Origin of the sequence: Sphingomonas sp. CARO-RG-8B-R24-01 (assembly GCF_022662295.1) — a bacterium.
Lineage (GTDB): Bacteria > Pseudomonadota > Alphaproteobacteria > Sphingomonadales > Sphingomonadaceae > Sphingomonas.
Window position 1 is genome coordinate 754,437 of record NZ_JAKNQI010000001.1, and the last position, 12,208, is coordinate 766,644.

A 12,208-nucleotide genomic window follows, 5' to 3' on the forward strand; every position below is an offset into this window, starting at 1 on the left:
AGCCAATGCGCGCCGGTGGCATCCCATCCCAAACCCCGCTAAGCGCCGGACATGGCGAAAACGAAGGCGCATCCGTTCCATTCGATCCACACGCACGGCCTGATCCGGGTCGGCGCCTGCACCCCGCGCGCCAGCGTCGGCGATGCCGCCGCCAATGCCGCCGAGACGATCGCGCTGGCGCAGCAAGGTGATGCCGCCCATGCCGACCTGCTGGTCTTCCCCGAGCTCAACATCACCTCCTACGCGATCGACGATCTCCACCTGCAGACCGCACAGCACCGCGCGACCGACGCGGCGATCGCCAGCGTCGTGGCGGCGAGCGCAAAGCTGCGGCCGGTGCTCGTCGTCGGGGCGGCGCTGCCGCGCAACGGGCGGCTCTACAATTGCGCAGTGGTGATCGCGCGCGGACGGATCCTCGGGGTGGTGCCCAAGACCTTCCTCCCCAATTACCGTGAATATTACGAGAAGCGCTGGTTCGCGAGCGGGGCCGGGCTGGCCGGGCTCGACATCACGCTGGCGGGCGAGACCGTGCCGTTCGGCACCGACCTGCTTTTTGCTGCGAGCGATCTCGCGCCGTTCGTCTTCCATGCGGAGATTTGCGAGGATTATTGGGCCCCCACGCCTCCCTCGACGATGGGCGCGCTCGCGGGGGCGCTGATCTGCTGCAACCTGTCCGCCTCGAACATCGTCGTGGGCAAGGCGCGCGAACGCGCGCTGCTGTGCGCGTCGCAAAGCGCGCGCGCGGTGTGCGCCTATGTCTTCGCCGCCTCGGGACCGGGCGAGAGCACGACCGACCTCGCCTGGGACGGGCAGGCGATGATCCACGAGATGGGCGAGCTGCTCGCCGAATCGTCTCGCTTCGGTCAGGAACGCGAACTCGTGCTGGCGGACGTCGACACCGGGCGAATCGCGCAGGAGCGGATGCGCGTCGGCACCTTCAACGATTCGGCGCGGCTGGCGGGCGATCCCGAACTGCGCTTCCGCCGCATCGGCTTCGCGCACCAACCGGACTTTGCCGATGCCGGGCTGCTCCGTGAGATCCGGCGTTTCCCGTTCGTCCCCAACACCCCCGAGCGACTCGACGACGATTGCTACGAGGCGTTCAACATCCAGGTCGAGGGGCTGCTCAAGCGATTCGTCGCGTCGCGCTCCGAGCGACTCGTCATCGGGGTGTCGGGCGGGCTCGATTCGACTCATGCGCTGATCGTCGCGGCGAAAGTGATGGACCGCCTCGGCCTGCCGCGCGACCGGATTCTCGGCTTCACCATGCCCGGCTTCGCGACCAGCGACGGCACAAAGTCCAACGCCTGGGCGCTGATGCGCGCGCTCGGGATCGAGGGCGACGAGATCGACATCCGCCCCGCCGCGCGTCAGATGCTCGCCGACATGGGGCACCCGTTCGCGGACGGCGAACCTGCCTATGACGTGACGTTCGAGAACGTCCAGGCGGGCTTGCGCACCGATTACCTGTTCCGCCTCGCCAACCAGCGTGGCGGGATCGTGGTCGGCACCGGCGACCTGTCCGAACTGGCGCTGGGCTGGTGTACCTACGGCGTCGGCGACCAGATGAGCCATTACGGCGTGAATGCGGGCGTGCCCAAGACGCTGATCCAGTTCCTGATCCGCTGGTGCATCCGGACCAACCAATATGACGCCGAGACTGATTCGATCCTCGAGTCGATCCTCGCGACCGAAATCTCGCCAGAACTCGTGCCAGCGGGGGCGGACGGCGCGATCCAGAGCACCGAGGCGCGAATCGGGCCGTATGCGCTCAACGACTTCTTCCTGCATTATGTCGTGCGGCACGGGATGGCGCCGTCGAAGATCGCCTTCCTCGCGCTGCATGCGTGGCACGACGCGAGTGCGGGCCGCTGGCCGCGCGATTTTCCGGTGGCGGGGCGCGTCGCGTACGACCTGCCGGTGATTCGCGCGTGGCTGGAAAAGTTTCTGGTGCGGTTCTTCGCGACCAGCCAGTTCAAGCGGTCGGCCTTGCCCAACGGGCCGAAGGTTTCGGGCGGGGGCGCGCTGTCGCCGCGCGGGGACTGGCGTGCGCCGTCGGACGGGACGGCGCAGGTCTGGCTGGACGAGCTGGCGCGCGGGTTGCCGCGCTAAGCGCGCTTACAGCCCTAATCGCGCTTACAACCCGAGTAGCGCCTCCCCGGCGAAGGCCGGGGCCCATTAGGGAGAGAAAAGACGGCGCGTGCTGCGCTAGATGACCACAGCCTTCTCTACTGGGCCCCGGCCTTCGCCGGGGAAGTGGAAGAGGAATGCAGCCAGACCCGAAATTACTTGCGGCTCTTGCGCGCCGCGTAGCGGGCGTCGCGCGCCGCCTTCTTGTCGATCTCGGCCTGGATCGCGGCCTGCTTGGCTTCTTCGATCGCGCGTTCGGCGGCTTCGGCCTTGGCGATCTTCTCAAGCCGGGCTTCCTCGATCGCCGCCTTCTTCTCTTCGCGCTTCTTGGCTTCGGCAGCTTCCTTCGCCTCGCGCGCGGCGGCGCGGGCCGCGACGACCGCGGGGTCTACCGGCGGCTTGGACTTGAGCTTTTCCAGCGCGCGCTGCTTGGCGTCGGCGGACAGGGCCGCCCGGTCTTTGAAGGAAGGTTCTTTGTAGGATGCCATGTGGCGGGCTTTAACCTCATCGAGGAAAGAAGGAAATGGCGGAGAGGGTGGGATTCGAACCCACGGTACCCGTGAGGGCACGCCGCATTTCGAGTGCGGTACATTCGACCACTCTGCCACCTCTCCGCGAGGTCGTGTGATGCAGCCGTGAAGGCCAGCACCGGTCGGTGAGCGGGCGCCTCTAACGTAGTGGTTCGCGGGACGCAAGCGCTTGCGCACCGGTTTGTCACACAGCAATCGCTTGTGTGGCGCCCGGGAGCGCCTAAATCATCCATATGCACCGCACCCCCATCCCGTCCCCCCCGTTCGACAGCAGCATTGCCCTGCCCCCGGTCAGCCACGCCCGATTCGCGATCGGCGACGTCGTGCGGCACCGGATGTTCGATTTTCGCGGCGTGGTGTTCGACGTCGACCCGATCTTCGCGAACAGCGACGAATGGTATGACGCGATCCCCGAGAACGTCCGCCCGCGCAAGGACCAGCCCTTCTACCACTTGCTCGCCGAGAACATGGAGTCGAGCTACGTCGCCTATGTCAGCCAGCAGAATTTGATCCCGGACGATACCGACGAGCCGGTCGATCACCCGGCGATCTCCGGCCTGTTCGGCGATTATGAGGACGGGAAATATCCGCTGCGGCGCGAACACCGGCATTGATCGCGTCCGAGCGGAACGCCCCGGGAAGGACAGCGTCGACAACCGCCCTTCCGCGCAGGGACCGCGTTCCGGTCAGAACTTGAACGCGATCTTTCCGTAATAATAGCCGCCGTTGATGCCATAGGGTGCCGACAGCGGCGCATCGAGCACGTTGCCGCCGGTCACCAGCGTATTGTTGGTCGTCCCCGGTACCAGCGCAACGGTCGGTGGGCGCTTGTTGAACAGGTTGTTCGCGCCCGCCGTCAGATCGATCCCCGACGTGAGCGCATAACTGACCTCGAGGTCGGCGATGAACGCGGTCGGCACCTTTTGCAGGTAGAAGGTCCCGCCATCCGGGCTCGCATAAGTCGACGATTTTCCATAAAGCGTCCCGCGCACCGTCGTCGTGAACCCGGCGACCGACCAGAGCGCCGAGGCGATCGCCTTGAACTTGGGCGATGCGGTTTCGAGGTTGGCGCGCGCACCCGCGTCGAACAGCGGGATGTTGCCGAGCGTCGCCGGCGCTACCGCAAGGTGCGTGATCTTCGTTTCGTTATAGTTTCCCGACAGGCTCCAGCTGACCCTGCCCCATAGGCCGAAGTCCGAAGGAATGGTCGCGGTCAGCTCGACCCCGCGGGTGCGCGTACTTGCGCCATTGGTGAAAATGTTGATGCCGGTCTGGCTGACGGTCGGATCCAGCACATTGCCGTTGGCGACGATCGCCGCCGTGACGATCGGGAAGTTGGTCGCCCCGCCCGACCCGAAGATTGATCCGGTCCCGAGGATCCGGTCGCGGATCTTGACCTGATAGGCATCGAGCGTGACGGTCAGCTTCCCGGCCCGGACAACCGCGCCCGCGCTCAGATTGGTTGACTTTTCGGGTTTCAGGTTCTGGAAGCCGATCAGCTTGGCGGCGGCGGAGTTGGCGGGCAGCTGCACGAAGGCGGACGTCGGGGAGACGTTGGTCGCGGAATAATAGGATTCCGCCAGGGTCGGCGCACGAAACCCGGTCGAGACCGTGCCGCGCAGCGCAAAGGCGTGCGAAAAGTCGTAGCGGCCGGTTCCCTTGAAGATCACCTTGCTGCCGAAGTCGCTGTAATGTTCGTAGCGTACCGCGCCATCCAGCTTGAGCGCGTCGACCGGCGAGGCGGCGACATCGAGATAGAGCGACTCATTCTCGCGGTCGTGCGTCCCGGCATCGGATGGCCGGAACCCCGGGTAGGACTGCGCCCCCTCCTTGTAGATCGACCCCGGATCGCCCGACCCGATCGCATAGCGGTTCTTGCGATACTCCGCGCCGAACGCGACGTTCAGGGGCAAGGCCAGCCCCATCTCGAACTCGGTCGAAAAGTCGGCGTTGGCGGTCAGTTCGGAGGCGGTGAACGACCCGTTGTAGAAATCGCGCGGCGTGAAGTGCGTATCGACGAACAGCGACCGATTCGCCGAGTCGAGGGTATAGATGAGGTTCTTGTCCTTGCCGTAGGTCGTGCTCAGGTCGAACTTCACCGCGCCGACCTTGCCCTTCAGCCCGCCGGTAAAGGCATAGTCATCCTCGCGGATGCCCTCCCGCGGGTTGAAGCCGTTCGGATAGGGAATCACTTCGCCCGGCGTTGTCAGCGTGCCGCCGACCCCGAGCACCGGCGACGCAATCACGCGATCGGGGACGCGCAGATTCTCGTAAGCGCTGGCGATCCGCTTGCTGTAGGTCCCGAAACTGTAAGCCTGCACCGCGCCGAAATCATAGCCAGCGTTATACTGGCCGTTGGTCAGCCAGGACTTGGCATCCCCGTTGATCCGGTTGACGTACGGGAAGCCCGGGATCGACTGGTACAACGGGCGTTGCGCGGCGCTGAGCGAACCGAGCAGTGCCCCGTTGCCGTCCGTCACCCGTCGATCGAGCCCGCCGACCTGCGTGAAATCGTGGAAGCGGTGGAACACCGTCGCGTTGATGAACCCGGCATCGCCCACGCGCGTCGCCAGGTGCAGCGTGCCGGCATAGGTCGTTCCCCCGACATCGTAATTCTTCCCGGCGGTGGCATAGCCGGACCCGCCCTCGCGATCGTCCTTGAGGATGATGTTGATCACGCCCGCGATCGCGTCCGACCCGTATTGCGCGGCGGCCCCGTCCTCGAGCACCTCGATCCGCGCGATCGAACTGGGCGAGATCAGGTCGAGATCGGCGGTCGCGGCACCCTGGTAGGGGCCCCCGAGGACCGCCAGGTTGGCCGTGCCGTGGCGCCGCTTGCCGTTCACCAGCACCAGCGTGTGATTGGGGCTCAACCCGCGCAGCCGGGCCGAGAGGGTCAGGTTGGCGGTATCGCCGCCAAAGGCCTGGGCGGTGAACGACGGGACGAGCTGCGTCAGCACCTGGTTCAGGTTGGGCTGGCCGACATGCGAGAGCTCGTCGGCGCCGAGGACCTTGATCGGCGTGGCACTCTCGGCCGCCGTCGTACCGATTCGGCGTGTCCCGGTGACGATGATGTCGTCCTGCACGGCATCGGGTGCGGTGGGCGGAGCCGTTGCGGGCGCGGCCGGTTCGCCAGCCCTGGCGTCCGGCGTCGAAGCGAAGGTCGGCGCGGCATGGATGCTCGCGACCGCGAGCGCACAAAGCGAAATCGAATGCTTCAACATGGCTTCAGAGTCCCCCAATGTCAGGTTACTCTCAGGCGCCCCGCTCCCACGGCTATATCGTTGTACGCACGTCTCCATTCGCCATGACCGCAGTTGCGGCCATACGTTTCCCCGTCGCGAAACGCGACATCACAAGTCTTCGCATACTATACCTGAATGCTCGTTCTTCTGCGGAAAGGGCAATTGCGCCTTCCGGACTTTCCCTGATCGTCGGCCGTGCAGCTGAACATTGCATCATGCAACATTGTTGCTTGATTCGGGATCGCCGCATCTGTTCCGATACGGATGACGCCACATCGCGTTTCGCATTGCAACATAAAGTTCATGATCGGCGCGCCATACCGTCCGAAATAGGTAAGTTTCGGCCCGACTATGGCGTTTGGGCAACGATATCGGCCCCTGCGAAGCCAGCTCGGCGGTTGACACAGCGCCACGCTTGGCATAGCTGGCGCTTCTTTCCCGCGCTCGGCTTGCCGTGGCGTGGGGTACAGGCATTTTTGAAAGTGATTTGGCATGTTCGCAATCGTGCGCACAGGCGGCAAGCAGTACCGTGTTGCCGCCGGAGACAAGATCGTCGTTGAGAAGCTCGACGGCGAAGCCGGTGCGTCGATTACGCTCGGCGACATTCTGCTCGCGGGCGAAGGCTCGGAGCTGCATTCGGTCGAGGGCCTGACGGTCTCGGCGGAAATCATCGCGCAGGCGAAGGCGGACAAGGTCATCGTCTTCAAGAAGCGTCGCCGTCACAACTATCGCCGCAAGAACGGTCATCGCCAGCGTCACACGATCCTGCGCATCACCGCGATCGGCAACAATGACACGCAGGCAGCACCGGCCAAGGCCGATGCCCCGGCCGCTCAGGCGTAAGGAGTAGTTCGAGATGGCACATAAGAAAGCAGGCGGCTCTTCGCGCAACGGTCGCGATTCGGCAGGCCGTCGCCTTGGCGTGAAGAAGTTCGGTGGCGAGATCGCCATTCCGGGCAACATTCTCGTGCGTCAGCGCGGCACCAAATTCTACCCGGGCACCAACGTCGGCATCGGCAAGGACCACACCTTGTTCGCGCTCGTCGAGGGTCGCGTGACCTTCCACCAGGGCAAGCTTGGTCGCAAGTTCTGCTCGGTCGAGGAAATGGCGCAAGCCGCCGAATAACGGGCAACCGGACGGGTTGCCCACCAGGGCGACCCGCGTATCCGCAAGGATACCGAAACAAGGGAGACGGGTCCGCCCCGGCTCCCTTTTTTCATGTCTCCCGCGCCTGCTGTCGTGTCCATGTCATCCCGGCATGCGAACGACGGCGCACGAGGAGAGATTGTGATGTTCGCTCGGACTCCGAGATTGACGCTGCGCCCCGGCTGGCCCGAGGATGCGCCCGCGCTGGTCGAAGCGATCGCGCACGAATCCGTCTGCACCATGCTCGCGCGCGCGCCCTGGCCCTATACGCTAGAGGATGCCGAGGCGTATCTGGCGCTGCCGCGCGACGATCACAGCCCACGGATGCTGATCCTCGCACACGACGGCGCACGGCCGGGGCTCGTCGGGGGAATCGGGCTGACGCAGGACGAATCGGGTCACGAGTTCGGCTATTGGCTGACGCCCGACGCCTGGGGCCGCGGCTATGCGACCGAGGCGGGCCGCGCGGTGATCGACATCGCGCGCCATGCGCTCGGGCTGCGGCATGTCCATGCGGGGCACTTCCACGACAATCCGGGATCGGGCCGCGTGCTGCGCAAGCTCGGCTTCCGCGAAACCGGGGTCGCGCCGCGCGCCTGCCGGGCGCGGGGCCCGGACGTGGCGGGCGTCACCTACGCGCTGGAGCTGGCCCCGGCGCGGGCGATGCCGCTGGCGGCGTGAGCGGCGTCGCGGCGTCAGTCCGCGGCCCGGTGTTCGAAGCGCACTGTCAGTGTGCACAACCGTCGATGCCCTTGGCGCACGCTATTCGCGATGCTGCACTTGGGTCCTTGAGGACGGGCAGCGTTCCCTGGCATCGAAGCACTACTGTTCAGATAACTGCCAGGGAAAGCGACGAGTGGTTAGCCAGCAGGCACCGACCATAATGCCCCAGCTTACCATGCAGTCGATCACAAGCATGCCTTGGACCAAGCCCTTCGCTGGCAAATCACGGTGTCCAACCAAAGTCCGCTCGAAATATAGCGCCGCTAAATGAATAAGCCCGAGGCCTACGGTGGTTGGCCAATACCAGTTTGAAGATCGAAAACGCCAGAATGGGGCCACGGCAACGCCGATCGCGAGGGCGCTACCAGACACCCAAAAATACTGACTTGGGTACCCATAGCTGCCGACGAAGATCAGCCCGCACAACCAGACCGCAAGCAGGCCCAATGTGAGAAGCGCCTTCTTCCACCATGCCATCGTTAGTCAGCCTTTCAGATCTCCTGTTATAACTTAACACCCAGGAGGGGTGCGGCAACGTTCAATATGGCTTCACCTGACCCCGAAAGCCCCCGGAGGCTATCCACCTGTTTTTCGCATCCATGATGCGAAACTCACAAGTTTTGCATCACGCTCGGAACGGCGAGATCCTGGGCATTGCAGTGATGCAGAAATCCGATGCGATGCCGGTGGCGCATGTCTGGGCTTGGGTGGAAAGCGGACATCGTGGGCGATCTCGAATCAGAAACCAAGTTTCCGATTGCCGAAATCTTCGCGATGGCATCTGCGAACGATGCTTGGAGCATGGCATTCGCGGCCTCGGCGTTATTTTTGTTTCCGTTTTTCGGCGGAGCTGTTCTTGCCGCATCCCGCACAACCTTCACCGCCTCCTTCGACGATCCGAAGTTGCGAAATACGTAAATCGTTTGCAGTTGGGCGTACACGGCTGTTCGATAGGTAGTTAGCCCCACCAAATGCAGCTCGGCGTAGCAACTAGACTCCGAATCGACTTCCCTGGGTCCGTCGCCGACATGTTTATCGATAAAGTTAGCGAACCGGGTCTTTTCCGGCGCCTCGTGCAAGATGATCCTGTACCCGGCCAAAGGCGAATTTTCGTTAGGAATGGTGGCTTTAATCAAGCGGCTTTGTATATCCGGATCCAACGCACCGCGCATCTCGGCGCGCACCCGGTCCATTGGAGAAAGGTACATCGTGAGGGTAAAGGCACCCGGCCCCGCGTAGGTTGGCATCGCGCCGTGAAATACCGCGTTGTACGCGCGTGTCGGCCACACATGAAGTTCGCACTGTGCAGAGCGTGGTGTTGCACTCGTTTGCTGTGAATCAGCGGCGTCAGGCAGCATCAGGACCGCTGTTACTAAGGCGAAACAAGCAATTACTGATCTCATCTGAGCAAAGTCTCTGCAGCCCTCAATCTTTTATTTGTACCGCATTGGCCAATGTCTGCAAGTGGGCGGAAGCGGACTGGCAGCTTTTCTGCCCATTAGCTGCCGGTCGGCTTTGGGGCGGCTTGATAGCTTTAGCATGTCGTGAACGGCGAAAAGTGGTGGGATGCTGCCGTTGGCGAAACGCTAGGCTAAGCTTCATTCTCAGTATGAACGGACGTGCTGGCGGCGCGACCGTCAACAGCGTCATCGAATACAACCTGCCGATGCGACCAGCCGGTCGACAAACAGTTTCCGTTCAGCAAATCGATTATACTGCGACAATATTTAAATATCCGTGGTACCGCTCTCATATCGTCACCGATCATGCCGCGAGCAGGATGACGACCGAGAGCCGGGATAGCTTTCGCTTGCAGTCTAAGGCGAGCGATGAAAGCAACCTCAGCGACATTTGTCGCGCCGACGCAGCAAATACTGTATGTTAGCGTCAGTACGGTCCCCGGCGACGGAGCCGATCTTGCCGGCATCCTAGAACAGTCTCGGCATAACAATGCGTTAGACGGCATTACAGGGCTTCTGTGGTCCGATGGAATGCACTTCCTTCAAGTGATAGAAGGCTCCCCTGAAGGCGTGACAGCTGCCTTTGCGCGCATCCGGGCTGACGGTCGGCACCATCATCTTCGCCTGCTTAGAGATTGTATGATACCGCTACGTGAGTTCGGTTCCTGGACAATGGTTCATCGGCGTGCCGCCGATTCTCCCGATCTGTACGACGCGAGGATGCGACGGCTGCTGTCGGAAACTTCGCAGCCGATCAAGCAGCACTTTATGATGTTGATCGCCGGAAAAACCGAACCGGCTCTCGAAAAGTTCGGATCACAACCAGAGGCCAGGCCCTTATTTCCGCGCGCGATCTAACGATCCCTGCTGCTGGCAATCTTCAGTAAATTGAGCGACGGCCCGATCCCTCTTTTATTGCCCACGTGAACGACCGTAAGTGGGCGACACCTGCCATTCCGACCGCCTCAAAAAGAACCCATAGTGCGACAGTCGTCGGTTGGTTGCGCCAATAGCCGCCCGAAGCATCCCCTTCCCTGAAATCTGCTACCTATTGATCTGTCCCGGAACCACCTGTCCCGGGCAGCGAACGGAATGATCGCGCTCGCCGAATGGCGGCTTTCCGAAAACCCGTTCGCAAGGGTCAGCGGCCGCGTGACGGCGTTTCCCGACACCCCCATGTCCTACACCGCCTCTTTTTGCTAAACGTCCCGCGCGCTCTTTGACAGGTCCGATCCAGCCATGCCGACCGCGCAAGGGGCGCGGCGCAGCGGCGTGCCGATACGCCTAACTTTCCCCTAACCTTCCGATCGCCGTCCACTCCGGCGGACCAGGATCACAAAGCCCATTCGTGCGGTTTTCCCGAGGCTTACGTCACCCGAGGCGGGCAACAGCGCGGTCAGGCCGCCGCCACCGCTACGCGTGGCAACACCGCATCGGCATAATCGCTCTCCGCAAGCGCGATCAGCGCGCGGTCGTCATGTTTCCACGGGTGGAAGCCCGGCAGGAAGAACGCGATCCACGCCCCCAGGATCTTGCGCGCCATGCCGGGCCGTCCGAGCGCGTACCACAGGATGCCGCGATGCGCGCGCCAGCCGGTGATCCCGTCCTGCCGCAGCAGCTCGAGCATCCCCTTGTACCGTCCGGCGAAAAACTTCTGCGTCGTCGCGAGCATGACGATCGCCTTGACCATCCAGCGCCGCCGCCGTGGCCAGTCGCGCGTCGCGTGCAGCCAGGTGTCATAGGCGACGCCCTTATGCTCGATCTCCTCGGCGGCGTGCCACCGCCACAGCGCCGCCGCCTGTTCGTCGCCCCCCGCCAGATGGCGCGGGTTGGCGATCAGTTCATGCGCCAGCATCGCGGTGAAATGCTCGAGCGCCATCGTCGCGGCGAGCGCGCCGATCGGCGGCTTGCCCTTGGTGAGCGCGAGCGCCTCGTCGATATGCCGTTCGAGCAACCGCGTGTCATAGCCCTGGTCGGTGACATGCCGGTTGAACGCGACATGCTCGCGGGTGTGGATCACTTCCTGCTTGATGAACGCCTGGATCTCAGCGCGCAGCCGCGGCGGCGTGCCCTCGCGGAAAGTGCGGACGCTGTCGACGAAGAACCCCTCCCCCTTCGGGAAAGTGACCGACAGCGCATTGTAGAAAGCGGTCGCGAACGGATCGTCGTTGAGCCACCAGCGCCGCATCGTCGTGCCCCGGCCGAAGCGCAGGTCGCGCGGCGTGATCGTCAGGTCGGCGGGAGTGGTTGCTTTCGCCACGAAATCCTCCAAGTGTTGGTGGACTGCAGCGCTCCGTAGCGGCATGCGCTGCTGACAGTTCTGTCAATAGGCCATACTTACATCCGTGTCAATAACTCGCAAACGCCTCAGCCCAGAAGAGTCGCGCGACGCCGCGATCGAAGCCGCCCGCGCGCTGTTGATCGAACAGGGGCCGCAGGCGGTCACGCTCAAGGCGGTCGCCGAGCGGATCGGGCGGACGCACGCCAATTTGCTCCACCACTTCGGGTCGGCGGCGGATCTGCAGCGGGCGCTGATCACGCATCTCGCCGATACGATCACCGCGGAAATCGGTGCCGCGGCGAAGCGTGCGCGCGCGGGCGAGGCGGACCCGCGCGAGATCGTCGACCTGACGTTCGATGCGTTCGCCAATGGCGCCGGGGCGATGGCCTCGTGGATGATCCTGTCGGGCAACCACGATGCGCTCGACCCGGTGCTGACCGCGATCCACCGCTTGGTCGACGAGCTGGCCGAGGGCGATGAATCGGGCAAGGCGATCTATGAGGAAACGCTGCAGCTGGTGCTGATGGCGATGGGCGATGCTCTCCTCGGTCGCGCAATGGCAAGCGCGCTCGGGCTGCCGCCCGAAGCCGCGCGGACGATCGCGACTCGCGCGCTGATCGCGTCGCGGAGTGGCGAATCACCGGCCGCTGCGGCTAGTCTGGCTAAAATCGCATAATCCGCTAAGGAGCGGC

General features: G+C 63.7%; 12 protein-coding genes and 1 tRNA gene. 7 read left to right on the forward strand and 6 right to left on the reverse strand.

Going from position 1 to position 12,208, the window contains the following annotated elements; genetic code table 11:
• Window positions 1-51 precede the first annotated feature (51 nt).
• On the forward strand, window positions 52-2,112 hold the full coding sequence (locus L8G49_RS03645) for an NAD(+) synthase (RefSeq protein ID WP_242182508.1): 2,061 nt from the start codon (window positions 52-54) through the stop codon (window positions 2,110-2,112).
• Window positions 2,113-2,285: 173 nt separating this feature from the next.
• Here L8G49_RS03645 and L8G49_RS03650 read toward each other — a convergent pair whose 3' ends face one another.
• Window positions 2,286-2,618, reverse strand: a complete 333-nt coding sequence (locus L8G49_RS03650) for a DUF6481 family protein (protein ID WP_010162756.1) — start codon at window positions 2,616-2,618, stop codon at window positions 2,286-2,288.
• Window positions 2,619-2,654: 36 nt separating this feature from the next.
• Window positions 2,655-2,744 (reverse strand) — tRNA-Ser (locus L8G49_RS03655).
• A gap of 149 nt (window positions 2,745-2,893) precedes the next feature.
• Here L8G49_RS03655 and hspQ point away from each other — a divergent pair.
• Window positions 2,894-3,274, forward strand: coding sequence for a heat shock protein HspQ (gene hspQ, locus L8G49_RS03660; RefSeq protein ID WP_242137660.1), 381 nt, complete (start codon window positions 2,894-2,896; stop codon window positions 3,272-3,274).
• Between the two features lie 72 nt (window positions 3,275-3,346).
• Here the strand turns inward: hspQ and L8G49_RS03665 are convergent, their stop codons facing one another.
• Complete coding sequence (locus tag L8G49_RS03665) at window positions 3,347-5,884, reverse strand: TonB-dependent receptor (protein ID WP_242182510.1); 2,538 nt, start codon at window positions 5,882-5,884, stop codon at window positions 3,347-3,349.
• 513 nt (window positions 5,885-6,397) lie between these two features.
• On the opposite strand from L8G49_RS03665, the gene rplU reads away from it, so the two are divergent.
• From rplU to L8G49_RS03680, 3 genes are all read left to right on the forward strand, one after another.
• A complete protein-coding gene (gene rplU, locus L8G49_RS03670; RefSeq protein WP_242182513.1) occupies window positions 6,398-6,748 on the forward strand; it encodes a 50S ribosomal protein L21 in 351 nt (116 codons plus the stop codon).
• 13 nt (window positions 6,749-6,761) lie between these two features.
• Complete coding sequence (gene rpmA / locus L8G49_RS03675) at window positions 6,762-7,031, forward strand: 50S ribosomal protein L27 (RefSeq protein ID WP_242137662.1); 270 nt, start codon at window positions 6,762-6,764, stop codon at window positions 7,029-7,031.
• Between the two features lie 165 nt (window positions 7,032-7,196).
• Complete coding sequence (locus L8G49_RS03680; protein WP_242182515.1) at window positions 7,197-7,733, forward strand: GNAT family N-acetyltransferase; 537 nt, start codon at window positions 7,197-7,199, stop codon at window positions 7,731-7,733.
• A 141-nt stretch (window positions 7,734-7,874) separates the two neighbouring features.
• On the opposite strand, the gene L8G49_RS03685 is transcribed toward L8G49_RS03680, so the two are convergent.
• Both L8G49_RS03685 and L8G49_RS03690 read right to left on the reverse strand, forming a co-directional pair.
• Window positions 7,875-8,252 carry a hypothetical protein gene (locus L8G49_RS03685; protein ID WP_242182517.1) on the reverse strand — a complete coding sequence of 126 codons (378 nt, stop codon included), beginning with the start codon at window positions 8,250-8,252 and terminating at the stop codon, window positions 7,875-7,877.
• A gap of 134 nt (window positions 8,253-8,386) precedes the next feature.
• On the reverse strand, window positions 8,387-9,133 hold the full coding sequence (locus L8G49_RS03690; protein WP_242182519.1) for a hypothetical protein: 747 nt from the start codon (window positions 9,131-9,133) through the stop codon (window positions 8,387-8,389).
• 471 nt (window positions 9,134-9,604) lie between these two features.
• On the opposite strand from L8G49_RS03690, the gene L8G49_RS03695 reads away from it, so the two are divergent.
• Window positions 9,605-10,093: a BLUF domain-containing protein gene (locus L8G49_RS03695; protein ID WP_242182521.1), complete on the forward strand. Its 489-nt coding sequence runs from the start codon at window positions 9,605-9,607 to the stop codon at window positions 10,091-10,093.
• 538 nt (window positions 10,094-10,631) lie between these two features.
• Here L8G49_RS03695 and L8G49_RS03700 read toward each other — a convergent pair.
• The gene (locus tag L8G49_RS03700; protein WP_242182523.1) at window positions 10,632-11,540 is read right to left on the reverse strand and encodes a metal-dependent hydrolase; all 909 of its coding nucleotides are present in this window, start codon (window positions 11,538-11,540) and stop codon (window positions 10,632-10,634) included.
• 40 nt (window positions 11,541-11,580) lie between these two features.
• Here L8G49_RS03700 and L8G49_RS03705 point away from each other — a divergent pair, with 40 nt between their 5' ends.
• A complete protein-coding gene (locus tag L8G49_RS03705) occupies window positions 11,581-12,192 on the forward strand; it encodes a TetR/AcrR family transcriptional regulator (protein WP_242182525.1) in 612 nt (203 codons plus the stop codon).
• The last annotated feature ends 16 nt before the right edge of the window (window positions 12,193-12,208 follow it).

What these genes read in the sequence shown, in the direction of transcription:
- L8G49_RS03645 (WP_242182508.1), top strand. Translation starts at nt 52, where the DNA reads ATGGCGAAAACGAAGGCGCATCCGTTCCATTCGATCCACACGCACGGC.
- L8G49_RS03650 (WP_010162756.1), bottom strand. Translation starts at nt 2,618, where the DNA reads ATGGCATCCTACAAAGAACCTTCCTTCAAAGACCGGGCGGCCCTGTCC.
- hspQ (WP_242137660.1), top strand. Translation starts at nt 2,894, where the DNA reads ATGCACCGCACCCCCATCCCGTCCCCCCCGTTCGACAGCAGCATTGCC.
- L8G49_RS03665 (WP_242182510.1), bottom strand. Translation starts at nt 5,884, where the DNA reads ATGTTGAAGCATTCGATTTCGCTTTGTGCGCTCGCGGTCGCGAGCATC.
- rplU (WP_242182513.1), top strand. Translation starts at nt 6,398, where the DNA reads ATGTTCGCAATCGTGCGCACAGGCGGCAAGCAGTACCGTGTTGCCGCC.
- rpmA (WP_242137662.1), top strand. Translation starts at nt 6,762, where the DNA reads ATGGCACATAAGAAAGCAGGCGGCTCTTCGCGCAACGGTCGCGATTCG.
- L8G49_RS03680 (WP_242182515.1), top strand. Translation starts at nt 7,197, where the DNA reads ATGTTCGCTCGGACTCCGAGATTGACGCTGCGCCCCGGCTGGCCCGAG.
- L8G49_RS03685 (WP_242182517.1), bottom strand. Translation starts at nt 8,252, where the DNA reads ATGGCATGGTGGAAGAAGGCGCTTCTCACATTGGGCCTGCTTGCGGTC.
- L8G49_RS03690 (WP_242182519.1), bottom strand. Translation starts at nt 9,133, where the DNA reads ATGCTGCCTGACGCCGCTGATTCACAGCAAACGAGTGCAACACCACGC.
- L8G49_RS03695 (WP_242182521.1), top strand. Translation starts at nt 9,605, where the DNA reads ATGAAAGCAACCTCAGCGACATTTGTCGCGCCGACGCAGCAAATACTG.
- L8G49_RS03700 (WP_242182523.1), bottom strand. Translation starts at nt 11,540, where the DNA reads ATGCCGCTACGGAGCGCTGCAGTCCACCAACACTTGGAGGATTTCGTG.